Raw genomic sequence first — 26,287 nt, 5'->3', positions numbered from 1 at the left:
TTTTATGACAACTAGACATAACTTTATTATTGCTATTGATGGTTTCTCTTCCTGTGGGAAAAGTACAGTAGCAAAGGCATTAGCTAAAAAATTAAAATTCGTCTTTATTGACAGCGGTGCGATGTACCGTGCTGTAACATTGTATTTCCTTAGGGAAGGGATCGATGTAGAAGATGAAGCGGCAGTTGCTCAAGCATTAGAAAATATTCATATTGACTTTATACCTAATCTGGAAAAAACAGAGATCCACCTGAATGATGAAGATATATCTGATGAGATCCGTCAGATGTATATTTCTGATAAGGTGAGTGAGGTGAGTACGATTAAAGCGGTACGTCAAGCCATGGTTGCACAGCAGCAAAAGTTGGGACGTAGGCGCAATATTGTGATGGATGGTCGTGATATTGGTACGACTGTATTTCCGGATGCAGATATGAAGATCTTTATGACTGCCGATCCGCAGGTTCGTGCAAACAGGCGTTATCTCGAATTGACCAGTAAAGGTGAGCACGTGACCATGGATGAGATTGTTAAAAATCTGGCACATCGTGATCATATCGACAGCACGCGAGAAGAGAGCCCGCTACGAAAAGCTGATGATGCCATCATACTGGATAATTCATATATGACTCAAGAGGATCAGCTGACATTTGTCATTGAAGAATATACAAAAAGAAAAGCTTCCAAATAGGAAGCTTTTCTTGTATTATTTAATAGTAAATCTTATTTAATACTATTGATTTGCTGTTGTTCTTTTAGTTTGGCAACATTGTTCTTCTCACCGTACTCATCTGTTTTTTCTTGGAAAGAGTCCAATAGTTGACGAATTGCATCTGAATTGTCTGCAGTACGTTGAAAAATATCCGGTAGAATTTTTTCTAGATTTTGGTCTCCAAGTTCGATATTATCCACCTCAATTTTTCCAATTTTTTCTAATACGGCTTGCTGACTTTTTCTTACATCTTCTAACTCTCTGGAAATTTTTTCCATCAATTCAAATTTCTTCAATTTATCCATATTATATCTATTTAGTGATCAATTACTATAATAACGTTTGAAGTGGGTAAAATGTTTGGTATGAAATAAATAAAAGCGATTGAGTCGTAGCCTGTATGTTGACACTACAGCATATTTTATCGGCTATGCAGATGGGTAATAGCATCAAATAAGAAATGGAAAAGCGGGTAATGGCTGGAAGAGTAGGAGTCTTTTATAAGGGAAAGGGCTATCACACAGATGTATGATAGCCCTTTCCTTTATTTTGGATCAACAGGCAGTACCTTTTGGAATTATACTCGCCCTGGGTATGCTTCTAATCCTTTTTCTAAACAAATCAATGCTTTTTTCAGGTCGTGTTGATTGAGTACGTAAGCTAATCGCACTTCATTGTTTCCTGCTCCCGGAGTACTGTAAAATCCGGTTGCCGGAGCCATCATCACGGTTTCATTTTCGTAAGCAAATTCTTCCAACATCCACTGACAAAATTTATCTGCGTTGTCAATAGGTAATTTTGCTACGACATAAAAAGCACCACCTGGATTTGGCGAAAATGCACCTTCAATTTTATTTAAACCAGCGACCAAGGTGTCGCGACGGGCTGTATATTCTGTTGAAACGGCATCAAAATAACTAGCTGGTGTATCTATCGCCGCCTCAGCAGCGATCTGACCTTCCAAAGAAGGGCTAAGGCGTGCTTGAGCAAATTTGAGTGCTACTTGGTATAGTTCTTTGTTTTTTGTAATTAGACAGCCTATTCTAGCTCCACAAGCCGAATAGCGTTTTGATACAGTATCCAATACAACCACGTGCTGTTCTAATCCCTCCATATGCATGGGCGAAATAAATTCGCGACCATCATAGCAGAATTCACGGTATGCTTCGTCAGAAAATAAGTATAAATCGTATTTTAAGCAAAGTTCGCGTAACGCTTCGAGTTCTTCTCTCGAATATAGATAACCTGTAGGATTATTGGGATTGCAGATTGCAATAGCTTTTGTTTTATCCGTGATCACTTTTTCAAATTCGGCGATCGATGGTAAAGCAAAACCACTGTCGATATAGGACATAATCGGTTTAACTACGATATCTGCTGAACATGCAAAACCATTGTAATTAGCATAGAAAGGCTCTGGAATAATTACTTCTTCACCAGGGTTTAAACACGCTTGCATAGCGATCATAATCGCTTCAGAACCACCATTTGTTACTAAGATATCAGTAGGTTCGATATGATAGTTCAAATTATTGTAGTATGTCGTGAGTTTATTGCGGTATGATGCTGTTCCCTCAGATGCTGTATATGCCCAAACTTTGAAGTCAATGTTTTTTAACGCATTTAGCATGACCTCGGGTGTTTCGATGTCCGGCTGTCCGATGTTTAAATGATAGATTTTTTTTCCTTCTTTCTTTGCTTGATCAGCAAAAGGCGTCAGTTTTCTAATTGGAGAAGCGGGCATATTATACCCTTTTGTTGATATTGATGGCATTATTTTATATAAATTAGCAATACAAATTTAAGGAATAAAAACTAAAAAAAGCCACTTTAGTTGAAGTGGCTTTTGATGATCATGATATCTGTAAAGTAATTACTCTACAATTCCTTTAATGTACAATGTTTTTACAGGTGTTTTCGTATTTGATGTTACCGTAAAGCTTTTTGTAAATGGAGCTTTTGATGCAGCATTGAACGTCACTTTAATGGTTCCTGTATCTCCTGGTTTGATGGGAGTCTTTGTGAACTCGGCCACTGAACAACCGCATGATGGTTTAACATCACTTATAATGATAGGCTCACTTCCAACATTTGAAAATTTGAAACTGTATGAAACTGGAGTTCCTTGTGCAATCTTTCCAAAATCATGCGTTTCTTTCTCAAATTTAAATTCGCTTTGACTCGCTTGCATTGCAGTAAATCCTACAAATGCGATAATAACAGTTAATACGGCTAAAAACTTTTTCATATCTTCTTCTTCTTTATTTGTTTACTATGCTATTTGATATAGTCAAACAACGTACCAAAATAGCTATTTAGACTTTGATTTAGTGGGTAAAAGGAGCTAATAACAATAATATTACATTCACCTCAGACTAGATGATTCCTTCTTTTAACAAATCCTGAATATGAATAATGCCATCATATTTTCCATCGTTTAAAACAATCAATTGCGAAATATTATTTTGGCGCATCATATGCAATGCATTTACTGCAAGTTCAGATTTGTCAATTGTTTTGGGGTTTGCACCCATGATGTCGGCGGCAGTAAGCCCAGATAAATCTTGATAATTTTCGAGCATCCGTCTTATATCACCATCGGTAATTACGCCAATAATCTGATCTTGGTCCAATACAGCAACGGCACCTAATCTATGTTGGGTAATGGTGAGTATAATTTCCCTGATCCTTGCATGACTTTGAATTTTTGGTTTTTCATTTTGATCTGAAAGATCCGCAACTTTGAGGTATAGTTTTTTGCCGAGTGCTCCTCCTGGATGGTACTTCGCAAAGTCTTGATCTGAAAAATCACGGCACTCCTGTAAGCATACGGCCAAGGCATCGCCCATCGCCAATTGCGCTGTTGTACTGGAAGTCGGAGCGAGGTTATTTGGACAGGCTTCTTTGTCAACAGTTGTGTCCAATACATAATCTGCCTGTTCTGCCAAATAAGAGTTAATATTACCAACAAGGGCTACCAAAGTATTGCCTGTTTGTTTTAAGAAAGGTACCAATACTTTGATTTCGGGAGTTGTCCCACTTTTTGAAATAGCAATGATTAAATCTTGCTGTTGAATGATCCCTAAATCTCCGTGAATGGCGTCAGCGGCATGCATAAAAATGGATGGTGTTCCAGTAGAATTCATTGTTGCAACAATTTTTTGAGCAATTATTGCACTCTTTCCTATGCCGGTAACGATGACACGTCCCTGTAAGTTTACAATTTGTTTCACCACGTTAACAAAGTCGTCGTCAATCCGTTGTGACAAATCAGCTACCGCTTTAGCCTCTTCTTGTATCGCTTGTATAGCTATATTTTTTATATCGATGTTGCTTTTCACAAATAAAATATCTACTTTTATATTAAAGATTGACTACAAAAATACGTTATTTTACAGATTTTTTAGTCATTTATCTATCTTATTTTTGCCCGAGGCTCGATGGAAATAGAAAAATCACTTTTCGACAATTTACAAGATTTTTTTGGTTTTGATACTTTTAAAGGAGATCAAGAAGCAATCATAACAAATGTGCTACAGAGAAAGGACACATTTGTCATTATGCCTACTGGGGGTGGTAAATCCATCTGTTACCAGCTGCCGGCATTGATGAGTGAGGGGACAGCAATTGTCATTTCACCTTTAATTGCCTTGATGAAAAACCAAGTTGATCAACTTCGCGCGTTTGGCGGAGAGGATAGTATTGCTCACTTTTTAAATTCTTCATTGAATAAAGGTGATATTATGCGCGTTAAACAGGATGTTACGGCAGGGAAAACCAAACTACTTTATGTTGCACCGGAATCGCTTTCCAAATTGGAAAATGTCGAATTTCTAAAGCAGATAACGGTTTCTTTTGTGGCTGTTGATGAGGCGCATTGTATCTCTGAATGGGGACATGATTTCCGCCCTGAATATCGTAAGATTCGTCAAGTGATCAATGGTATCGGTGAAAATATACCCATCATTGCGTTGACAGCTACTGCTACTCCAAAGGTGCAGTCGGATATTCGTAAGAATCTTCAAATGAATGATGCTATGCTCTTTAAATCTTCTTTTAATAGGGGCAATTTATTTTATGAGGTAAGACCTAAGAAGGATGTCGTTAAAGAAATCGTACGTTTTATTAAAGGTCAATCTGGAAAGACGGGTATTATTTATTGCTTAAGCCGTAAAAAGGTTGAGGAAATTAGTGAGGTCTTAAATATCAATGGAATCAAGGCGCTTCCTTATCATGCTGGTCTGGATGCTAAAACGCGTGCTGATACACAGGATAAATTTTTAATGGAGGATGTGGAGGTTATCGTAGCAACGATAGCTTTTGGTATGGGAATCGACAAACCCGATGTACGCTTTGTCATCCACCATGATATTCCAAAATCAATGGAAGGTTACTATCAGGAAACAGGTCGTGCTGGTCGTGATGGTGGAGAGGGGCTATGTTTGGCTTTTTACTCGGAGAAGGACGTTGAGAAATTAACGAAATTTATGAAGGATAAGCCTGTTGCTGAAAGGGAAATCGGTACCCAGATTCTCAAAGAGGTCATTGATTATTCTGAATCTGCAGTTTGTAGACGTAAACAAATATTACATTATTTTGGTGAGAATTTTGATGAAACGGGTTGTAGTAACATGTGTGATAACTGCCGTTCTCAAAAGACTTATTTTGAAGCTGAAGCCTCTTTATTAGAAGTGCTTTCTTTCATTAAAGAACAGGGGGAGAATTTTGATGATCTGCATGTGATCAATGTGATGATCGGTCAAAATAATCAACCTGTGTCTGCTTATAAACATGATGAGCATCCGCTGTTTGGAAAAGGTAAAGATAAAGGTATTGTGTACTGGGAGTCTTTGGTTAGGCAAGCCGTTCTGAATAACTTCTTGGCAAAGGATATTGATCATTATGGTTTATTAAAAATGACCGATATCGGACGTCATTATTTAGAAAATCCATATGCATTAAAATTTGTCATGAATCGTCCTTTGGATTTTTCTGGAGATTCGTCCTCTGACGATGCTGGACATGCGACAGGAGCTTTAGACACCGAGTTATTGAAGATGTTAAAAGATCTCCGTAAAAAGATTGCTAAATCAAAATCGTTACCACCATTTGTTATTTTTCAAGATCCATCATTAGATGAAATGTGTACGCATTATCCTGTTTCATTGGATGAATTGAAACAGATACAGGGTGTGGGCAATGGTAAAGCGGTTAAGTTTGGAGCACAGTTTGTTGAGTTGATCAAAAACTATGTGGAAGAAAATGACATCGATCGTCCTGTTGATTTAGTGATCAAGGGTACGGCCAATAAGTCTGCATTAAAGGTTGCCATTATACAGAATATCGATCGTAAGATTGGTCTTGATGATATTGCTGCTGCAAAAGGAATCAGTTATGAAGATTTGTTGAAAGAAGTGGAGACGATCGTCAATGCTGGCACAAAACTGAATATTGGATATTTCGTTGATGAAATGATCGATCAAGATCGCCAAGATGAGGTTTACGATTACTTTAAGCAGGCTGATTCGGATTCTATTGATCAAGCTTTGCGAGATTTAGGTGGAGATGACTATTCTTTTGAAGATATTCAATTGATGCGAATTAAATTTATGTCTGAATTAGGAAATTAGAAACGCATATATTAAATGATAAATACAGTACTACCTCAAATTAAAAATGGAGATTCTACGAATTTCTTTTTAATGGCGGGACCATGTGCGATAGAGGGAGAAGAAATTGCTTTACGTATCGCGGAGAAAATCGTTACCATAACAGATCGCTTAAATATTCCTTATATATTTAAGGGTTCTTATCGTAAAGCAAACCGATCACGTGTGGATTCTTTCACCGGTATCGGCGATGAGAAAGCATTGCGCATTTTGGAAAAGGTAGGTAAAACATTTGGAGTTCCTACCGTGACTGATATCCACGAAAGCCATGAAGCCGCTTTGGCAGCAGCTTATGTTGATGTTTTGCAAATTCCAGCTTTTTTATGTCGCCAAACGGAACTACTTGTTGCTGCGGCAGAAACGGGTAAGGTGGTTAATATAAAGAAGGGACAATTTTTAAATGCAGCGTCGATGAAGTTTGCTGTAGATAAAGTAATAGACTCGGACAATACTAATGTGATGTTGACTGATCGTGGTAATACATTTGGATACCAAGATTTAATAGTCGATTTCAGAGGTATTCCTGAAATGCGCGGTTTTGGAGTTCCTACGATCATGGATTGTACGCATTCTTTACAGCAACCGAATCAAACATCGGGAGTAACTGGTGGTAAGCCAGAATTGATCGAAACAATTGCAAAAGCTGCAATTGCGGTGGGTGCTGATGGATTATTTATTGAAACGCACCCTAATCCTGCGCAAGCTAAATCTGATGGTGCCAATATGCTGCACTTAGATTACCTGGAAGATTTAATGGAAAAATTAGTTCGTGTAAGACAGGCTATTCTGTAGCACGAATGTTTATAATTTATCAAAAGTCATCGTTTGAAACGATGACTTTTTTTTATGTCTTATTTTTCAGTCTGTTGCGGATTTGGTGGTTTTTATTAATTCTTATCGATTACAATTCTTTTGGTGCGTCATTCAATTGATTTTTTAATTTGTTATTTTAATTGTTAGATTTGGATTTCAATCTAAATTATGAAATTAAACTTACTTTTCTCTGTTGCTGGGCTTATTCTTGCTTTCAGCTCAGTTGCGCAACAGTCCAAGTGGAATGACCCACTTAAGGATAAGGTGATTCAAGGCCGTATAGCCACGGAAGAATTGTCTAATTACTACCGATTGCCCGATCAGTTAAAAGATCAGGTAAGATCGCCCGTGTGGAGTCTCGGAACGAATAGTGCCGGTTTGTATGTTGATTTTAAGACTGATGCTACAGCAATTACAATTCGTTATAAAGTGAGTGGTTCTTTGAATATGCCCCATATGCCAACGATCGGCGTGAGTGGTGTAGATCTTTATGCAAAAGACGAAAAAGGTGGTTGGAACTGGGCATTCGGTAATTATAATTTTGCAGATACGGTCTCGTATAGTTATCGGGAGTTGGGTGAAAATTCTAACTTCACTTATCGCCTTTATTTACCTTTGTACAATACCGTTGAATGGATGGAAATCGGTGTAGGATCTGACAAAAATTTTAAGTTTGTGGTTGGTGAAGGCAAACCTATCGTGATTTACGGTACTTCAATAGCACAGGGTGCCTGTGCGACAAGACCTGGTCTGGCGTGGAGTAATATTTTAGGACGAGCGGTTCAAAATCCGATCATTAATGTTGCTTTTTCGGGAAATGGTCGTTTGGAGCAGCCGATTATCAACCATATCAATCAGGTAGATGCAGCTGTGTATATCTTAGATTGTATTCCAAATCTAGCATTAACAAAAGATAGAACGGCTCAGCAGCTGGATTCTTTGTTAACGAACGCAGTTACAGAAATTAGGAAAAGACATCCCAAAACTCCTATTATCATTACGGAGCATAGTTCTGGATTTAACAAGGCTATTTTTAATTTAGATAAAAATGAAGAATACCGCAAAAGCAGTGCGGTTGCCCATGCATTTGTTGGTCGTGTAGCCGCATCAGGGGATAAGAATTTGTATTTGTTAACCAATAAGGAAATTGGATTGGATATAAATTCAACAGTTGATTATGCACACCCGAATGATATCGGTATGATGAAAATAGCTGATGCGTACCAAAAGCTGATTGCTAAAATACTTAAGAAGTAGTTTGCTTATCTATAGATGATGCTATCCATGCGCCTGTACTAAAGCATGCCTGCAAGAGATATCCTCCTGTAGGCGCTTCCCAATCGATCATTTCGCCTGCGCAGTACACGTTAGGAAACTGATGGAGTGCAAGATCTTCTCGAAGTTCTGTAAAAGGTATGCCTCCAGCTGTGGAAATAACTTCATCAATCGGTCTCAATCCAGACACTGGGATGGGATAATGTTTAATCGCGTCAGCTAAAGCTTCGGGATTGGTAAAGGTGTGTTTATCGAGGCGTCTTAAAAGGGCTGCTGCTGTTGCTGATAATCTGAGCTTAGTCTTGAGTATAGTGCTGACCTGACTGCCAGATTGAAGCTGCTTGACAAGAGCATCTTTAGTCAGGTTTGGTTTAAGATCAATATGAAGGTGTAACGGAAAATGGAACGTTCTGGTATACCGGTTCATATAGTATAAAGGGCTTCCTTCTATACCATATTTGGTAAAGACCATTTCTCCTAACTTCTTTGTATTTTGAAAGGAAATTTCAATGTTCTTTAAGACCTGTCCCTCTAAACTGGTATAATCATCCGTTGTATTGTAGCCAGAGTTGGCAGCTTGCAAAGGTTTTATTGTGATGTTTTTATTTTCTAATAGGGATATCCATGCTGCGTCCGAGCCTGTTTTTTTCCACGAACCTCCTCCTAGTGCTAATACCAGTTTGTGATAAGGCTTATGGATCGATTCGTTGTTGTGATTTAAGGTCACGGAGTGCTGATCGAAATCCATGAAGTTATGTTCATAATGTATGATAACGCCCAGTTGGTTGAGCTGGTCTAACCATGCTTGCAATACCTGTATCGGCTTGATATCTTTTTCGGGGAATATTTTTCCTGAACTTCCTACATACGTGGAAATGCCGATCTCGGCTAGCCACGCAACGGTATGACTGTTGTCAAATGATTGAACGATATGCTGGATCTGCTCGGCATCGTATTTTTTGATGAAGGATGCGATCGGTTCGCTATGTGTGAGATTAAAGCCACCATGTCCTGCAACTAAGAATTTCCTTGCTGCAGCTTTATTTTTCTCGTAAATATGCACTTTATAGCCTTTTTTTGCTAGTTGATGTGCTGCCATTAATCCTGCAGGACCTGCACCAATGATGATAATCGGATCTTCGTTCATTTGCTGCAAAAATAAGCATTTAAGATCATGAATAGCGTAGGCATGATCAAAATCATTGACCTCATGAATAGGGAAGATGATGTACTAACCTTGGTCAGTCATCATCTTCTATTGTAGGTGTGTAATTTCTGCAATTTTAGTTAAAGACTCTTTTTAGTGTTTTATGGGTACGCTACTTTAAAGGATAATATTTCTTTTTTAGCCATAAACTAGTTCTTACCAGAAGAATTAATACAGGTACTTCTATCAATGGGCCAATGACGCCAACAAAAGCTTGGGGTGAGTGTATTCCGAACACGGCTATAGCAACTGCAATCGCTAATTCAAAATTATTACCCGTGGCTGTAAAGGCAATGGAGGCATTCTTGTCGTAGGGGATATTTTGGGATTTGCTGATAAAAAAACTGGTAAAGAACATGATCACGAAATAGAGTATCAGTGGAATTGCTATTTGGAGAACGTCTAGTGGTAATTTTACAATCTGGTCTCCTTTTAGGCTGAACATGAGTACAATGGTAAATAATAGCGCATAAAGTGTAATGGGAGAGATGGTCGGGATGTATTTTCGGTTGAACCATTCCTTACCTTTTGTTTTGATCAATACGTACCGACTGAGGAAGCCTAGTAAAAAGGGGATGCCCAGATAAATGAGAACACTTTCTGTCACATCTTTGATGGATACGGATACATTGAACTGTGCAATACCCAGGCAGGCGGGTAGCTTATTGATAAACAGCCAAACTAAAAAACTATAGGAAAATACTTGGAAAATACTATTCAAGGCGATCAATAGTGCTCCATATTCTCGATTTCCTTTGGCGAGATCATTCCATACGATCACCATGGCTATACATCGGGCTAGCCCGATTAAAATCAGTCCTACCATATAGTCGGGTTGATCTCGCAGGAAGATGATCGCTAATCCGAACATCAATATAGGACCGATGATCCAGTTGAGTACAAGTGAAATTGTTATTGCTTTTTTGTCCGAAAATGCCTGAGGTAATAGGGAGTAGTCGACTTTTGCCAATGGCGGATACATCATGAGTATTAACCCTATGGCTAAGGGAATATTGGTACTTCCTACTGTGAGCGTGTTGAAGATATCAGGTACTTGGGGATAAAAATAACCAAGCGATACACCGAGCAACATGGCTAGAAATATCCATAAAGTCAAAAATCGATCAAGAAATTTTAGTTTGGTCTCCATACTTATTTTTTGATTTGAGAAAAGACATAAAACATTTGTGAGGCAATTTCTAAACTTCGTGCTCTGTATACTTCATCTTGCTGCTCGGTACCATCAGCTATTTTGGGATCTTCAAATGTGACTGAAATTCTTTTTTCAGCAGCAGGGATATAAGGACAGCCCTGATCTGCGTGTGAGCAGGTCATAATCGCAGCAAAATGGGATTGTGGGTTGAAGTTGTTATCATACTGCTTAGAGAAGCCAATCAGAGGTGCTGCATTTTGATCAAATTTGATTGCATATATGGGATTGGCAGTGTCGACGATCATATCGATTTGCATGCCTTCTTCTTTCAGTATTTCTACTACTTTTGGAAATAGTGCAGTTGCTTCTGTACCTCCAGAATAACAAGATGTCTTTGGAATTTGATAGTACCATGCAGCTAGTTGCGACCAGATCTGACACAGGTGACTTCGCCTTGAATTGTGCGTACAGATGAAGTTTAAATTGACGTCTGTATCTTGATTCACCTTGAGCTGGATAAAGTCAATCAAGGGCTGTAAAATAGCTTTACGCTCTTGATCGATTGCTGTATGAACGATGCTTTTGATCGTGATGTCTAATTTTGGATTCATATTTTTACTGATTAGCAGCAGCCAGAGCCAGGAGTACATGAATTACTTGTAGATGCTACCACATGTAATGGTTTTAAGGGAATACCACACGATTCTAACGCCAAGCAGGCCGTGGTTTTATTGATGAGTACCAAGTTTTTTCCATCGAAATCTAAGCTGTATTTTCCAATGGTATCGCGTTGATATTCTACTTCGATTTCGTAATCGCCGATCTGTAGTTTTTCTTCTGACAATTGAATAATATGCAACAATTTATCTGGTTTCAAGCGATGCTCGTAGTCGTCGGCATTCCACAATTGAAAATTTACAGTATGCTCTACTCGGATGGTACCTCCACAATCGATAAAATTTTTACTGATTTGCCCTACTTCTGTGACATGAACATGTGCTGGAACAGCGGTGCCATCTGCTAGTTGAAAGACCACATGTTCTAATGTCGGTAGAATTTTTTTGATGTCTGATAATTTCATATGTTATATAATTTGTATATCGCTATATTGCGATATGTATGAATAAAAAAATTTATGCTACAGGATGAAATATTGTCTTAACAGCATTTTTGATTTTGGGTATTGACAACGATTTGACCAAAGTAATTTTTTAAAAATCCAAAGGTTTTCTCATCTATACAATAACATATGGATGTTCCTTCTATATTTCCCTTGATAAGTCCTGCATTTTTCAACTCTTTGAGATGCTGCGATATGGTTGACTGCGCTAAGGGCAGTTCATCTACGATGTCACTACATATACATACATTTACTTTTAATAAGTATTCAATAATGGCAATACGTGCAGGATGTCCAAGTGCTTTAATGATATTGGCCATGTGATTTTGTTCGTCTGTAAAAAGATCTGCTCTGGTAACTCCCATATTGATATTATTTGTATATCGCAATATTACGATTAATTATTTACTTTTCAATTTTTTTTAAAATAATTAGGTGGACAAATTAAAAGGATTTTGCTTATTTGTTTTGGCGAATGGGGCAGAAGGATATGTCGATATTGGAATAAGGCTTTGATTTTAGTATATTTAGTGCAACCAATAATACTTAATATGGCTAAATCAATTAAATTAACTCAGCGGGTTAAAAAAGGTGATGAGGTAGTAGAGAGACCGATCTATTTTATAGCGGAAAATATCGTTCATTTCGTACAAAATGATTATTAGGGTAAATCTCTTACGACTATTTTTTGCATCGTTTCTTCCACTCATGGTACGACGTCATTTGACGTTATTGAATCAGCAGAAGAGGTGGCTAGATTGATAAATTTATAAGGTCATCATTTGGAAGAAGGATATCTTTTATGGCTATCCATTGCGGATAGCCTTTTTTGTATAAAAATGATTATGGAAAAATGGGGCATATACCTATTGGAGAAATCGAGAATGATCTATCCGTATCATTACATGACTATATGCTATACTTCTTGATCGATGTTATCGATCAATTGGGTTCTACATGGATCAAAATATTTCCCAGTTGCGGCATTTCTTGCTGGAGATATGCCTGCAAATTATGCGCTAAGATATGGCCTTCCTTCACTGTTATATCGCCATTGACAATTGCGTGTAGATCGACAAGATGTTTTGTACCTGATTTTCGAACGAAACATTTTTCTGTATCTAATATTCCTTCGACTTTTAAAGAATGGATACGAATATCTGCAATGAGATCTTCGTAAAGGTTTTCATCCATAATTTCTGCTAATGCTGGTCGGAAAATCAGATAACAATTGTATAAAATAAATCCTGATGCAAAAAGCGCAGCGAAGTCATCGGCACTTTCATATCCTTTTCCTAAAATCAATGCTATTGAAATGCCGATGAAGGCAGCTACTGAGGTTATGGCGTCGCTACGATGATGCCAAGCGTCAGCTTTGAGTGAGGAGCTTCCGGTTTCTTTGCTCTTTTTTATGACAATACGATACGATATTTCCTTCCATATGATGATGGTCAGTAAAACGATGAGTGTCCAAGGTTTTGGTAATTCGTGTGGTTTGCCAATATTTTGAATACTCTCATAGGCAATTATAGTGGCTGAAATAATGAGGAAACCAACTACTGCAAATGTAATCAGTGGTTCAATACGACCATGCCCGTATGGATGATTTTCGTCGGCAGGTCTTTTGGCATATTTTAACCCAAGTAATACCAGGAATGAAGAAAAAATATCTGTGGTTGATTCTATTGCGTCGGCAATAAGGGCGTATGAATTACCGAAATAACCTGCTAACCATTTCAGAACTGCAAGTAAAAAATTTCCGACTATACTAAAATATGTTGCTTTTATAGCTGTTTGTTCATTTGACATGTTACTGCTCTTTTATTGTCATATTAAAATTCTATATAAAAATACGATCCTTTAACTGCATCGCGATATAATATCACATGCATACTAGTAAAGGGGTGCATCAAATAGGATGATGCTAATCAACATTATCCAACTCGATGTAGGTGAGGTATGAGATTTTAAAAAAAATGATTAGAGTAGCTTTGGTGGTTGCCAAATATGATTGATGTACGTACTGACGCGGTCTTGATCATCATGAAAAAACACCTTTTTTTCGAAGAAAATATGGGACATCAGCTGTGGTAGCTGGGTGGAAACTCGACAGTAGATGGCTGTTATATTCAAAGAATTAGCATGCTTAATAAAGGGCAGTTTCTGATCGGTATCTGCATCACCATCTTGATCGTGCTTATTGTAATGATCGAACAAAAACTGTCCTATCGTTAGTTTGCTGTTATTTTTTTGATGCTCAACGCAATGTGATATCAATATGGGTATCTTCAATAACTGAATTAATTCTGTCGTAGAGAATAAATAAAGAGACAATATTAATATGATTGAAAGATTTTTCACGTGGACAAATGTAATGGTTTTTGCGCTGTTTTAAAACTGATGGATGTACTAAAACCATAAAAAAAATTAAATGAAAATATCAGTGTGGCTTTATTTAGTATTCCACATATTTTAAATTTTATCTATTTTTAATGACAGCGGACTACTCTGCCGTAGCCAATTTAATATAGCATTTAGGAGATCATCATTCAATAACGATTTCCAAGGTAAACTATTGATTTCCCAGAATGAGGTGAAATTTTTCTATAAGTGTTTGAATGATGTTGATTAATTTTAAATTAAATTATAATATGGGCTATTGTAAAAATTGTATATTTGAAAGTATTGTAAAAATTCTCTCTCTATTATGAATTCATCAAAACAAACGAAGCTCAAATTTACATTCGATAAAGGAGTTACCATACCCAGCTTAATATTTATAATAGGAATATGTCTTTTCTCGGTCTTGTTTCCTGTTGAAATCAAGGCTGTTCTGGATGAAATTAAAAATTTTATTTTTGTTAATCTGAACTGGGTGTATGTATGGTGTGTGACGGTATTTGTAATTTTTCTGGTATTTCTGATGTTTAGTAAGTATGGAAAAATTAGACTGGGCACCAACGACAGCAGGCCCGAACATTCTTTTTTTTCATGGATCTCTATGCTTTTTGCTGCCGGTATGGGAATCGGTTTGATGTATTTCAGTGTGGCAGAACCGATGCAACATTATGCTACGGATGCTTTTTCTGAAAGTCAAGTTATAAGCAGAGCAAAAAATGCACAACTTTATACCTTTTTCCACTGGGGAATTCATGCTTGGGCAATTTATGGTCTTGTGGGCCTATGTTTAGCTTACTTTACTTACCGATATCGGCTTCCATTATCGCTTCGCAGCTGTTTATATCCTTTATTGAAAGACAGAATCAAAGGCAAGTGGGGAAATGTTATTGATATATTTGCGCTATGTAGCACTTTTTTTGGTATTACAACAACGTTGGGATTTGGAGTTGTTCAAATAAATTCAGGACTGGAGACTCTTAAAATTTTGCCGCAAACAGGGTTTATCTATCAGATATTAATCGTTGTTGTTTTGGTGTCGTTTGCTGTTTTATCTGCAGTTTCTGGCGTTAATAAAGGAATTAAGATCTTAAGTAATATCAATGTGGTAGCAGTTATTATTCTCCTGTTATTTGTGTTGATTCTAGGACCGACCGTTTATCTTATCGGAAGTTTTACCAATGGACTGGGTAATTATATCAATAATTTTTTTGATCTTACTTTCAATACGCATGTGTACGAGGATAAAACACTCCCTTGGTTTTATAACTGGACTATTCTGTATTGGGCATGGTGGATTTCATGGTCACCTTTTGTTGGGCTTTTTATTGCAAAAATTTCTAAGGGACGCAGTATCCGTGAGTTTATTGCAGCAGTTTTGATCATACCGACACTATTCAATTTTATCTGGATGTCGGTTTTTGGCAACAGTGCAATCTGGATTGACTTTAATATTGGAAACGGCGCACTAAGTGCCTTGGTTTCTGATCCGGATGCTCTGATGTTTAGATTTTTGGAGTATCTGCCACTTTCCAATATTTTAGCTTTTACGGTCATTTCAATTATTATGATATTTTTTGTCACCTCTGCGGATTCAGGAATGCTGGTGATGGACAGTATATCTTCAAAAAACTCCAGTAAATCTCCTAAACTGCAGATCGTATTCTGGGGCGTACTTTTGGCCGTATTGTCGTTAATGTTATTGAATGCAGGAGGGCTAGAAGCGTTACAAACAATGACTCTTATCACTGCTTTGCCGTTTGCTATTATTATGATCTTATTTGTGGTGTCATTGATGAAGGCTCTTGTCATCGACTATCGTTACTACGAAAAGGGATTGTCTGTTTCAACAATCCCCTGGTCAGGTGAATTCTGGAAACAACGGCTGAAGCAAATTATTTCTTTTAAGACGGAGAAGTCTGTAAAAACTTTTATACAAGAGCAGGTAATGCCTGCATTCACTGAACTGAAGGATGAATTTGCACTAAACGGAATTGCTGTTGAGATCAATTATATGCCTGACAATTTAAAGATTAATTTAGAAATCCATCATGACATTGTCAACAATTTTGTCTACGGAGTTATGGGGCAAAAAAGGATTGTCTCTGAATATATGGTGGATGATGATAATTTGCCAGATCTGGAAGGTAAGGTGACTTATTTTCCTAAAACATATTTTGGTGATTCACGTGAAGGATACGATGTGCAGTATTTTACCAAAAATGAATTAATCAGCGATGTACTTAAACATTATGACCGTTTTCTTAAAATAATCGCTGAAGAGTCTAACGAAATGTTCATTAGTATCGAGAATAATACTCAAGAAAATTAGAAACGATAAGCTAGTATGAAGAAAATAGGATTTTTATCATTTGGGCATTGGGCCAATCATCCATCTTATCAGGCACGGACAGCTAGCGACACGCTGCTTCAGTCTATTGATCTATCGGTAGCCGCTGAAGAAATAGGACTTGATGGAGCGTACTTTAGGGTACATCACTTTGCGAAGCAACTGGCTTCGCCGTTCCCCTTACTTGCTGCTATCGGTGCTAAGACGAAACACATAGAGATTGGGACCGGGGTGATCGATATGAGGTATGAAAACCCTCTGTATATGGTTGAAGATGCTGGTGCTGCTGATTTGATCTCAGAGGGAAGGCTGCAGCTTGGTATAAGCAGAGGTTCTCCTGAGCAGGTAATTGAGGGATGGCGTTATTTTGGCTATGGGACCGAAGATGGGGAGACCGATGCTGATATGGGACGTAAAAAATCCATGGAGTTTCTAGAAAGATTGAACGGTGTCGGATTCGCCAAGCCAAATCCCAATCCGATGTTTCCGAATCCGCCAGGTTTATTACGATTGGAGCCCTATTCTGCAGGATTGCGGGACAGGATATGGTGGGGGGCAGCATCGAACGCAACAGCAGTATGGGCAGCGGAACATGGCATGAACCTACAAAGTTCTACCCTTAAGTATGACGAGAATGGAAAGCCATTCCATATCCAACAAGCAGAACAAATTAGGCTGTATAAAGAAGCTTGGAAAAAAGCAGGACATCAACGTGAACCCAGAGTCGCTGTGAGTCGATCTATTTTTGCTCTTATCAATGATCAAGACCGGTCTTATTTTGGACATGAAGGAAAAGGTAAGGATAGCTTTGGTTATATTGAGCAGGATAGGAGGGCTGTGTTTGGTAAAAGCTATGCTGCTGAACCTGAAAAGCTTATTGCAGAATTATCTCAGGACGAAGCTATCAAAGAAGCTGATACCTTATTGCTCACCATTCCCAATACGTTAGGCGTTGACTATAATGTGCATGTACTTTCTACTATTTTAAAATATATCGCTCCCGAATTAGGTTGGCGTTGATTTTAGTAGGGTCTTTTATAAAAGGACCCTACTAAAATCAATCAGAAAGATACTAAAATGGAAATGTGTAAGATGGATTTGTTAGCACTTTAAATTTTTGTTGTGACATCAAATTCTTTTCCTAATTTACATTTTCTAGGATGAAAACCTCTCCTTTAATGCAGTGGAAATAAAAGCATACATGTAACAAGGGAGCAAATCGATCTTTTTAGTCACATAACCTCAATGTGGCTCTCGTATTTTTTAGAAGATGAGTGGATCGTAGCTATTCCAAAATCGACTCACATGTTGACTTGAACCCTATATTTTTAGCACTAGTCTTATTTTGAATCATTGAAATAGTGTAATATTATACTTTTGTTTATTAGATTAGTATAATTTATTACTAAATTGTCTGATGTAAGATATAAATACAAAAATGGAAAATCTAATGACAGCAGATAAAATATTTGAATTGTACGGAGAGTACATTTTGAATCACGGCGAAAGACCAAAAAATATTTATCGTTTCGCAAAGGACAATGGGTTTGAAGAGAAGGATTTTTATGATTATTTTTCAAGTTTTGAGCAGATTGAAAAATCAATGTTGGTTAATCTTTTTGATAAATCTGTCGCATTGGCATCAGAGGCTCATATTGGGGATGAGATGACGTCGAAAGAAAAGCTTTTGAATGTCTATTTTATCTTTTTTGAAAATATGACGATGAATCGTTCCCTGGTTTTGATGATTTTAGGAAATGACAAATTACATTTCGCAAAAATTTCAAATCAACTCAAAAAGACGCATCGAGATTTTATCAAAACGTTTGATTTTAACGATTGGAGCATGATTAAAGAGGCACAAGATGATGTGAGAAATTTTCATGAAAAAGCTAGAGAAGAAGCATTTTGGCTTCATCTGGTTTCTGCTATCGAGTTTTGGAAAAAAGATACTTCTCCAGCATTTGAAAAAACAGATATCTTCATTGAAAAGACTATCGATACAGGATTTGAACTGATGGATAATGAACCTTTGCGGAAAGTAGTCGACCTGGGTAAGTTTTTATTCAAAGAAACATTCAGAAAAGCTTAAAGGACAAATCTGAATTTTAAGTTTTCTGTATTTCAATCAAAATAATGGAAATTCTTCAGTGTATTAACAATGAAATTTTAAAATGAAAACACTCCATAAAATACCGACAGGAAAGTTAGAACGAACAAGCAGTTTGTTGAAAGCCGGTGCCAAAGTTGGCGTTAATTACATCAAATATTACGGAAACAAAATTATTAAGGATGAGGAGGAGGCTCGGAAAACTTTAAATGAAGATAATGCGACCGATATTTACGATTCTTTAAAAGAATTGAAAGGTTCTGCTTTGAAAGTTGCCCAGATGCTGAGTATGGAGAAAAATATTCTTCCGCAAGCTTACGTTGAGAAATTTTCTTTATCGCAATTTTCTGTTCCACCGCTTTCTGGTGCTTTGGTGAAAAAAACTTTTAGAAAATATTTTGGAAAAAATCCAGAGGATTTATTTGATGAGTTTACTACTGAATCTGTTAATGCGGCAAGTATCGGGCAAGTTCATAAAGCGAAGAAAGATGGTCAAAATTTTGCTGTCAAAATTCAATATCCCGGTGTTAGAGATAGTATTTCGAGCGATCTGAAAATGGTAAAACCGATTGCGATGAAGATGTTTAACATTAAAAAAGAGGGTTCGGAATCGTATTTTCAGGAAGTGGAAAATAAATTGTTTGAGGAAACTGATTATGATTTGGAACTAAAAAGGAGTCAGGAAATTTCTGAAAAATGTGCTCATCTTCCGAACCTGGATTTTCCGAAATATTATCCTGAGTTTTCTTGTGAAAGAGTCATTACGATGGATTGGATGAACGGAAAGCATTTTTCAGAGTTTACAAAACAAGATCATTCACAGGATGATCTGAATAAAATCGGACAGACGCTTTGGGATTTTTATATGTACCAAATGCATGTTCTGAAGCAGGTGCATGCGGACCCGCATCCAGGAAATTTTTTGGTATCGACAGATAAGAAGCTGCTTGTGATTGACTTTGGTTGCATTAAGGAAATTCCGAATGATTTTTACAAACCTTATTTTGAATTGGCTAAACGAGAGAATTTGGATAATCCTGAATTTTTCAAAGAAAAATTATACCAGTTGGAAATCTTGTGTGACACTGACTCTACAAAGGAACTGGAATTTTTCACCAAATTATTTTACGAATTACTGGAATTATTTACAAGACCTTTCAATACGGTGAATTTTGATTTTTCTGATGAAACTTTCTTTCAGGAAATTGCAGATTTAGGTCAGCGGTATGCGAAACTGAGTAGTATGAAAGGGATGAACACCAACAGAGGTTCGAAACATTTTATTTATATGAACCGAACATTTTTTGGTTTGTATAATATGATGCATGATTTGAAAGCGCAAAATATCGTCATCAATCAATATCAAAATTTCATTCAATAAATGCCTGCTAACTTACCTTCAAAGATTTGTGAAGTATGCGGATTGCGCTTCAATTGGCGGAAAAAATGGAAAAAAAATTGGGACGACGTAAAATATTGTAGTGAACGATGCCGGAAAAACAAAAAATCAACATTCTCTGGTTCGGCAACGATTTAAGAATTAGAGATAACGAGTCACTTTTCAACGTCATGCAGGAAGATTTGCCTTTTCTTGCACTATATATTTTTGACGAAACTTTTTTCTGTTCGGCACCACTTGGTTTTAAGAAAATTGGAAAATTCAGAGCTCAATTTTTGCTGGATACAGTTTTGGATTTGAACAGTAATTTAAATCAAAAAAATATTCCGTTTCTTAAAAAAATTGGACGAACTCAGGATGTATTTAATCAAATTTCGGGGCAATTTGAGATTGAAAAAATATTCTGTCAAAGTGAATGGACTCAAGAAGAAGTCGTTTTGTATAATAAAATCAAGCGTATTTTACCTGGTGTAAAATGGGTTAAATCTTATTCCCAACTGTTGCTGCAACCTAATTACGTGGCTGATAAATTAGATGAAATTCCTTTATTGTTTACTAATTTCAGACAAAAAATTGAGAAAGATTTTAAAGTTAGAAATGAATTTGATTGTGAACATTTAGTGAACAGAAGGCCAAATTTAGATTTGCAAATAGAAAGCGATGACATCACATTAAAAACGTTGGGTTTCGATGATTTTGAAGTGCATCAATCTACGGCTTTTCCATTTTCGGGTGGAGAAACAGCAGCTATACAACGATTGAATGCTTATCTTTTTGAAACTAAAAATCTAAGTTGTTATAAAGAGACAAGAAATGGTTTAATCGGTGAAGATTACAGTAGCAAATTTTCTGCCTGGCTTGCAAACGGAAGCTTGTCTGCTGTATCTATTTTCCACGAAATCAAGAAATATGAGTCAAAATTCGGATATAATGAGTCAACTTATTGGCTTGTTTTTGAGCTATTGTGGCGTGATTTTTTTAAAGATACTTCAATGCGATTTCGGGATAAAATATTCCTTAAAGTTGGGATTTTAGAAAGAGATGTTCAATTTAAATTTGATCAAAATTTAGTGAATGAATGGATAAATGGCGAAACAAATTCTGATTTTATCAATGCCAATATGCTGGAAATTAAAAATACAGGCTGGATGAGTAATCGCGGACGTCAAAATGTAGCTTCGTACTTTTGCAAAATTCTTAAACAGGAGTGGAGAATTGGTGCCGCATACTTTGAAGAAATGCTGATCGACTATGATGTTCATAGCAATTATGGAAATTGGATGTATCTAGCAGGTGTTGGAAATGATCCAAGAAGTAGAATTTTCAATGCTGAAAAACAGGCCGAACAGTACGATCCAAACCACAAATTCAGAAATTTATGGCTACAGTAAAATCATCAACGGCACAATTGATATTTCCGCATCAGCTTTTCAAAAATACGGATTATCTGGACAATGATCAGCCGATTTTTTTGTTGGAAGAGTTTCTCTTTTTTAATCAATACAAATTTCACAAACAAAAAATTGCCTTGCATAGAGCGAGTATGAAGTTTTATGAGGGTTATTTAATCACAAAAAAATTTAAGGTTGAATATATTGAAAGTACGTCGCCACTTTCTGATGTCCAAAATTTGATTAAATATTTAGAAAAAGGAAAATTTGAGAAAATCCGCATTACTGATGTTTGTGACAATTGGCTTGAAAAAAGAATTAGGGAAACCAAATTGGAACTGGAAGTTCTTGAGAGTCCTTTATTCATAAATACTCGGGAAGATCTTAAGGTATATTTTGAGAATAGAAAATCCTATCATCAGACCGATTTTTACAAGCAGCAGCGCGTTTTTCGAAATATTCTGATGAAAGATGGCAAGCCTATTGGTGAAAAATGGACTTTTGATAAGGAAAACAGAAAAAGATATCCTAAAAATAAAAAAGCGCCGTTCATTAATTTTCCTGAAAACAGCATGTATTTTGAGGAAGCTAAAATATATACTAATCAAAATTTCAGTGATCACTATGGCAATTTAAGTTCTTATCAACGGTATCCTGTTACTTTTGAGCAAGCAGAAAATTGGTTGAATCAGTTTCTTGAATTTCGATTTGCTGATTTTGGAGTGTATGAAGATAGTATCGTGGGTAGTGAACATTTTTTGCATCATAGCGTGCTTTCGCCTTTGCTTAATATTGGACTTTTGACTGCGGATCGTGTTTTGAAAAAAGCAATCGATCACGCTGAAGAACATAAAATCCCGATCAATTCTTTGGAAGGGTTTGTGCGTCAGATTTTAGGCTGGAGAGAGTTTGTGAGGGGAGTTTATTTGTATCAGGGAACTTATCAGCGTAATAAAAATTACTGGAAACATCATAACACGCTTCCCCAGTCTTTTTATACTGGAACGACAGAAATAAAACCGGTAGACAACACTATTTTAAAAGTTTTAGAAACGGGATATGCCCATCATATCGAGCGACTGATGATTGCGGCTAACTTGATGAATCTCCTTAAAATTGATCCTGATGATGTTTATCAATGGTTTATGGAATTATTTATTGATTCTTACGACTGGGTGATGGTGCCGAATGTCTATGGGATGAGCAGTTTTTCGGATGGCGGAAAAATGAGCACGAAACCGTACATCAGCGGAAGCAACTATATCAAAAAAATGAGCGATTATATGGACGGAGACTGGACGGATAAATGGGATGGTCTTTTCTGGAATTTTGTGAATGATAACCGCAAGTTTTTTGAGATAAACCCGAGGCTTGGCATGATGTTGCTCACATTGGATAAAATGGAAGATGAGAAAAAATCCAAGCATCTTGAAATAGCAAAACAGACGATTAAAAATCTAAAATAATGACGAAAGAATTTGATTTAACACAAACTGACCGCATTATCGAAATGGCATGGGAAGACCGAACGCCGTTTGAAGCGATAGAATTTCAGTTTGGAATTACTGAATCTGAAGTGATTGAAGTGATGAGAAGAGTATTGAAACCTTCTAGTTTTAGACTTTGGAGAAAAAGAGTGAATTCGAGTGTAAGCAAGAAACATCTGATGAAAAGAAATCCTGAAATGGTGAGGTTTAAATGTACAAGACAACGAACAATCAGTCATAATAAAATTTCGAAACGCTGAAAGTTTTGTTTTTCCCAAACCTAGGAGGAGTAAAATTTAATATTAATAAAATATACGGATATGAAAAATATAGTTATCATAGGCTGTGGGCAAGGAATTGGATTTGCTACTGCAAAAATATTATCAGAGAGTCATCATGTGATTGGAATTTCACGAACTGAAAATCCTGAAGTTCGAAATTTGAATATGGAGTTTCATCCCATGGATATTATCTCCGGAGATTTGGGCGAGATTAATCTTCCTGATGTGATTGACGGATTGGTTTATGCGCCAGGAAGTATTAATTTGAAACCATTTAGTAGACTTTCAGTTGATGATTTTAAAAATGATTTTGAAGTCAATGTTGTGGGTGCGGTGAAAACGATTCAGAAATTATTACCTAATTTAAAAAAATCTGATAGTGCGTCGGTTGTACTATTCAGTTCTGTCGCTGCCAAGATCGGAATGCCTTTTCACGCATCGATTTCGGCCAGTAAAAGTGCTGTGGAAGGTCTGACTAAAAGTCTGGCGGCAGAATTGTCTGCTCAGAAAATTAGGGTTAATGCAATCGCACCTTCTTTAACGGACACAAAACTTGCTTCACAACTCCTTTCAACACCTGAAAAGCGGGAGGCTTCGGAAAAAAGACATCCGCTGCAAAGAATTGGTAATGGTGACGAAATCGCAGAAATGGTCAAGTTTTTACTTTCAGAAAATTCAGCTTGGATTACTGGACAGATCATCGGAATTGACGGGGGGATGAGCAACATCAAATTGTAATCATTTATTTTTTTCACCAAAAACCCATCGATTATCCAAGTGAATTAGAAAAAAACTTATCTACTGCTTTGAATTCAACGAAAGACGAGCGAAAAGTCCTAATTGAAATTTTAGCTTGTATTGATATTCTTACACCAGTTTCTTATGACTGACTAAATAGAGGTTAATAACTGGACTTTTGTTGAATACTGGGGTGGAGAAAATAAATATAATGAAGAAGCTCTGAATAAGTATATTGGAAAATATATGAAGTAAATGCTTTCTGCTGGCTTTGCCTTTTATTTTTATGAATTTGCTTTATACATGTCAACAATGGCAGCATTTTTAGCTTATAGATTAACTTTCTTATGGTCGGAAATTGTGTGGTTTTTCCTAAGACCTAGACAAATCAGAAAGCAGAACCAAAAGATATTGAAGATTATCGATTCTCAGGAAACTATTGAAAAAGATTTAATATGATCTAACAGAAATTTTCACCGTAAAGGATCGGTTGTACTGCGATATCGGGTTTATGCCGTAGCCTTTTGCGGCATGTGGGCTGTAAACCCACCTGTAATTTTGAATGTCTTATTCGATTTTCTACGAGGTAAAAGAAAATACTTATTAAAAGTGATAAGGTACGTAATGAGGAACTTGCCTATCAATTTTGGACGTATACAGATTGGTATGGGCAAGATCCTGAATTTAAAATTAACCGTGGTAGTGACCGTTTTGTATATCTGCCAGGTAAAGGCATTATCGGCGGTTCCTTTGACTTCTATTTTTACTTTCACAGAAAGAAACTATCCATTGAATACGCTGACTTTATGCAAAATATAAAGGAAGAGAAAGTGATGATCGCAGATAGTTACTATTTTTGGCAACAGAATAACGTTGTAAAAACCAGCCTCTCGGGTTAAAAATTTACACACTTAATGAGGTAGTCCCAATTTATATTTTTAATAATGTATACAAAAGCAAATTCTCCGGAAAATGTATTTCTGAAGAATTTGCTTTTTTATGAAAAAAATTATCCGGTGTAATCACCAATTAAAATCACAGGCTTGATTGTTTTTCCATTTTCAGAATCTTCAATCGCTTGATTTATATCTTCAAATTTGTATTTCTTAATCAATTTATCAAAGGGGAATTGACCATTTAGATACATCTCCACCATTTCCGGGATGAATTCATTTGGAACGCTGTCTCCTTCTACAATGCCAATTAATTTTATACCTTTTAAAACATAGCTGTTCATTTCCACTTCCAATGGTTTCGTTGCTACACCTACGATTCCCATTTGTCCAAGAGATTTTAAATTAGCCAAAGTGTTATTAATAACATCATTACGTCCAGTTGTATCGAACCCAAAATCAAATCCTTTTGGAGAAATGGTTTGCAAAGCTTCAGTAACATTCTCATTGCGACTGTTGATCACGTGATTTGCTCCTAATTCCAATCCGAAATCTAAACGTTCCTGGTTAATATCAATTAGCACGATTTGAGCTGCAGAGCAAGCTTTTGCTGCTAATAAAGCAGCTAGACCAACTGCACCTGCACCAGAAATTACAACGGTTTTTCCAGGAGAAACCTGCAGTGAATTGATAATAGCACCAGCTCCAGTTTGGATTCCGCATCCTAGAGGACCTAATAATTCCAATGGCGCTTTGTCAGAAACTTTGATTGCATTTCTTTTATTGGCAATTGCATAAGTTGCAAATGAGGACTGTGAAAAGAAGTTGTCAAAAATTCCACCTTCGTTATGATGATGGCTGTGTGAACCATCTAAACGAGCACCTCCGAAATTCAATGCAGGGAAATTTTCGCAATAAGCTGGCTTACCGTGTTGACAGGTGTGGCATTCTCCACAGAAACCAAATGTCAATACAACGTGGTCTCCAGGTTTAAGATTTGTAACTCCTTCGCCAACTTTTTCTACTATACCAGCACCCTCATGTCCTAAAACAATCGGATATGGAGTAGCACCAGTCTGCTGGTCTCTAGCTGCCATATCTGTGTGGCAGGTACCAGTTGCTACAATTTTCACTAATACTTCGTCTGATCTTGGCTCTTCAAGTGATATTTTTTCCAATTCAAATTTTCCACCTTTTTCTTTTACTAATGCGGCTGTTATTTCCATAAAAATTTGTTTTAAAAATAATACTTAAAGTTACTTAATAAAGTATTAAATTCAGATGGCTATATT

25 protein-coding genes are annotated in these 26,287 nt (G+C 36.7%); 13 read left to right on the top strand and 12 right to left on the bottom strand.

Going from position 1 to position 26,287, the window contains the following annotated elements; genetic code table 11:
- Positions 1-4 precede the first annotated feature (4 nt).
- Positions 5-691, top strand: coding sequence for a (d)CMP kinase (gene cmk / locus AC06G9_RS14200; protein ID WP_045756027.1), 687 nt, complete (start codon positions 5-7; stop codon positions 689-691).
- Between the two features lie 32 nt (positions 692-723).
- Here the strand turns inward: cmk and AC06G9_RS14195 are convergent, their stop codons facing one another.
- From AC06G9_RS14195 to AC06G9_RS14180, 4 genes are all read right to left on the bottom strand, one after another.
- Positions 724-1,017 (bottom strand): hypothetical protein, encoded by a 294-nt coding sequence (locus AC06G9_RS14195; RefSeq protein WP_045756026.1) that lies wholly within the window; start codon positions 1,015-1,017, stop codon positions 724-726.
- A 272-nt stretch (positions 1,018-1,289) separates the two neighbouring features.
- Positions 1,290-2,486: a pyridoxal phosphate-dependent aminotransferase gene (locus AC06G9_RS14190; protein WP_293925946.1), complete on the bottom strand. Its 1,197-nt coding sequence runs from the start codon at positions 2,484-2,486 to the stop codon at positions 1,290-1,292.
- A 99-nt stretch (positions 2,487-2,585) separates the two neighbouring features.
- Positions 2,586-2,960, bottom strand: coding sequence for a DUF1573 domain-containing protein (locus AC06G9_RS14185; protein ID WP_045756024.1), 375 nt, complete (start codon positions 2,958-2,960; stop codon positions 2,586-2,588).
- Between the two features lie 127 nt (positions 2,961-3,087).
- Entirely contained in the window at positions 3,088-4,053 is a 966-nt protein-coding gene (locus tag AC06G9_RS14180) for a KpsF/GutQ family sugar-phosphate isomerase (RefSeq protein ID WP_293925949.1), read from the bottom strand.
- Between the two features lie 99 nt (positions 4,054-4,152).
- Between AC06G9_RS14180 and recQ the strand changes: the two genes are divergently transcribed.
- The 3 genes from recQ to AC06G9_RS14165 all read left to right on the top strand — a co-directional run bounded on the left by recQ (position 4,153) and on the right by AC06G9_RS14165 (position 8,451).
- Positions 4,153-6,342, top strand: a complete 2,190-nt coding sequence (gene recQ, locus AC06G9_RS14175) for a DNA helicase RecQ (protein ID WP_094773459.1) — start codon at positions 4,153-4,155, stop codon at positions 6,340-6,342.
- Between the two features lie 15 nt (positions 6,343-6,357).
- The gene (gene kdsA, locus AC06G9_RS14170) at positions 6,358-7,173 is read left to right on the top strand and encodes a 3-deoxy-8-phosphooctulonate synthase (protein WP_480956547.1); all 816 of its coding nucleotides are present in this window, start codon (positions 6,358-6,360) and stop codon (positions 7,171-7,173) included.
- A 189-nt stretch (positions 7,174-7,362) separates the two neighbouring features.
- A complete protein-coding gene (locus tag AC06G9_RS14165; RefSeq protein ID WP_293925954.1) occupies positions 7,363-8,451 on the top strand; it encodes an SGNH/GDSL hydrolase family protein in 1,089 nt (362 codons plus the stop codon).
- On the opposite strand, the gene AC06G9_RS14160 is transcribed toward AC06G9_RS14165, so the two are convergent.
- The 7 genes from AC06G9_RS14160 to AC06G9_RS14130 form a co-directional block, all read right to left on the bottom strand.
- Complete coding sequence (locus AC06G9_RS14160; protein WP_480958189.1) at positions 8,441-9,616, bottom strand: BaiN/RdsA family NAD(P)/FAD-dependent oxidoreductase; 1,176 nt, start codon at positions 9,614-9,616, stop codon at positions 8,441-8,443. The two genes, AC06G9_RS14165 and AC06G9_RS14160, sit on opposite strands and share 11 nt — an antisense overlap.
- Positions 9,617-9,788: 172 nt before the next feature.
- On the bottom strand, positions 9,789-10,826 hold the full coding sequence (gene arsB / locus AC06G9_RS14155; RefSeq protein WP_480956546.1) for an ACR3 family arsenite efflux transporter: 1,038 nt from the start codon (positions 10,824-10,826) through the stop codon (positions 9,789-9,791).
- A 2-nt stretch (positions 10,827-10,828) separates the two neighbouring features.
- Positions 10,829-11,440, bottom strand: coding sequence for a low molecular weight phosphatase family protein (locus AC06G9_RS14150; RefSeq protein WP_480956545.1), 612 nt, complete (start codon positions 11,438-11,440; stop codon positions 10,829-10,831).
- An 11-nt stretch (positions 11,441-11,451) separates the two neighbouring features.
- Positions 11,452-11,910 (bottom strand): DUF6428 family protein, encoded by a 459-nt coding sequence (locus AC06G9_RS14145; RefSeq protein WP_480956544.1) that lies wholly within the window; start codon positions 11,908-11,910, stop codon positions 11,452-11,454.
- 77 nt (positions 11,911-11,987) lie between these two features.
- A complete protein-coding gene (locus AC06G9_RS14140) occupies positions 11,988-12,314 on the bottom strand; it encodes an ArsR/SmtB family transcription factor (RefSeq protein ID WP_094773454.1) in 327 nt (108 codons plus the stop codon).
- 577 nt (positions 12,315-12,891) lie between these two features.
- Positions 12,892-13,758, bottom strand: a complete 867-nt coding sequence (locus AC06G9_RS14135; RefSeq protein WP_094773452.1) for a cation diffusion facilitator family transporter — start codon at positions 13,756-13,758, stop codon at positions 12,892-12,894.
- Positions 13,759-13,929: 171 nt separating this feature from the next.
- Positions 13,930-14,310, bottom strand: a complete 381-nt coding sequence (locus AC06G9_RS14130; protein WP_480956543.1) for a hypothetical protein — start codon at positions 14,308-14,310, stop codon at positions 13,930-13,932.
- Between the two features lie 346 nt (positions 14,311-14,656).
- Here AC06G9_RS14130 and AC06G9_RS14125 point away from each other — a divergent pair, with 346 nt between their 5' ends.
- From AC06G9_RS14125 to AC06G9_RS14085, 9 genes are all read left to right on the top strand, one after another.
- The gene (locus AC06G9_RS14125) at positions 14,657-16,678 is read left to right on the top strand and encodes a BCCT family transporter (RefSeq protein ID WP_480956542.1); all 2,022 of its coding nucleotides are present in this window, start codon (positions 14,657-14,659) and stop codon (positions 16,676-16,678) included.
- 15 nt (positions 16,679-16,693) lie between these two features.
- A complete protein-coding gene (locus AC06G9_RS14120) occupies positions 16,694-17,716 on the top strand; it encodes an LLM class flavin-dependent oxidoreductase (protein ID WP_480956541.1) in 1,023 nt (340 codons plus the stop codon).
- Between the two features lie 418 nt (positions 17,717-18,134).
- On the top strand, positions 18,135-18,788 hold the full coding sequence (locus AC06G9_RS14115; protein WP_248753316.1) for a TetR family transcriptional regulator C-terminal domain-containing protein: 654 nt from the start codon (positions 18,135-18,137) through the stop codon (positions 18,786-18,788).
- Positions 18,789-18,870: 82 nt separating this feature from the next.
- Positions 18,871-20,187 (top strand): ABC1 kinase family protein, encoded by a 1,317-nt coding sequence (locus tag AC06G9_RS14110; protein ID WP_045752286.1) that lies wholly within the window; start codon positions 18,871-18,873, stop codon positions 20,185-20,187.
- Positions 20,188-20,343, top strand: a complete 156-nt coding sequence (locus tag AC06G9_RS14105; RefSeq protein WP_084405251.1) for a DUF2256 domain-containing protein — start codon at positions 20,188-20,190, stop codon at positions 20,341-20,343.
- Positions 20,295-21,596 (top strand): DASH family cryptochrome, encoded by a 1,302-nt coding sequence (locus AC06G9_RS14100; RefSeq protein WP_480956540.1) that lies wholly within the window; start codon positions 20,295-20,297, stop codon positions 21,594-21,596. Before AC06G9_RS14105 ends, AC06G9_RS14100 begins: the two co-directional genes overlap by 49 nt.
- Positions 21,584-23,062, top strand: a complete 1,479-nt coding sequence (locus tag AC06G9_RS14095; RefSeq protein WP_480956539.1) for a cryptochrome/photolyase family protein — start codon at positions 21,584-21,586, stop codon at positions 23,060-23,062. The genes AC06G9_RS14100 and AC06G9_RS14095 overlap by 13 nt, the downstream gene beginning before the upstream one ends.
- Entirely contained in the window at positions 23,062-23,343 is a 282-nt protein-coding gene (locus AC06G9_RS14090; RefSeq protein ID WP_045752289.1) for a TIGR03643 family protein, read from the top strand. The genes AC06G9_RS14095 and AC06G9_RS14090 overlap by 1 nt, the downstream gene beginning before the upstream one ends.
- A 60-nt stretch (positions 23,344-23,403) precedes the next feature.
- Positions 23,404-24,102, top strand: a complete 699-nt coding sequence (locus tag AC06G9_RS14085) for an SDR family NAD(P)-dependent oxidoreductase (protein ID WP_480956538.1) — start codon at positions 23,404-23,406, stop codon at positions 24,100-24,102.
- Positions 24,103-25,111: 1,009 nt separating this feature from the next.
- On the opposite strand, the gene AC06G9_RS14080 is transcribed toward AC06G9_RS14085, so the two are convergent.
- Positions 25,112-26,221, bottom strand: coding sequence for an NAD(P)-dependent alcohol dehydrogenase (locus AC06G9_RS14080; RefSeq protein WP_480956537.1), 1,110 nt, complete (start codon positions 26,219-26,221; stop codon positions 25,112-25,114).
- Between the last annotated feature and the right edge of the window lie 66 nt (positions 26,222-26,287).

It is taken from the genome of Sphingobacterium sp. MAE, assembly GCF_056711605.1.
This window is presented reverse-complemented; position numbering and strand designations above follow the sequence as displayed.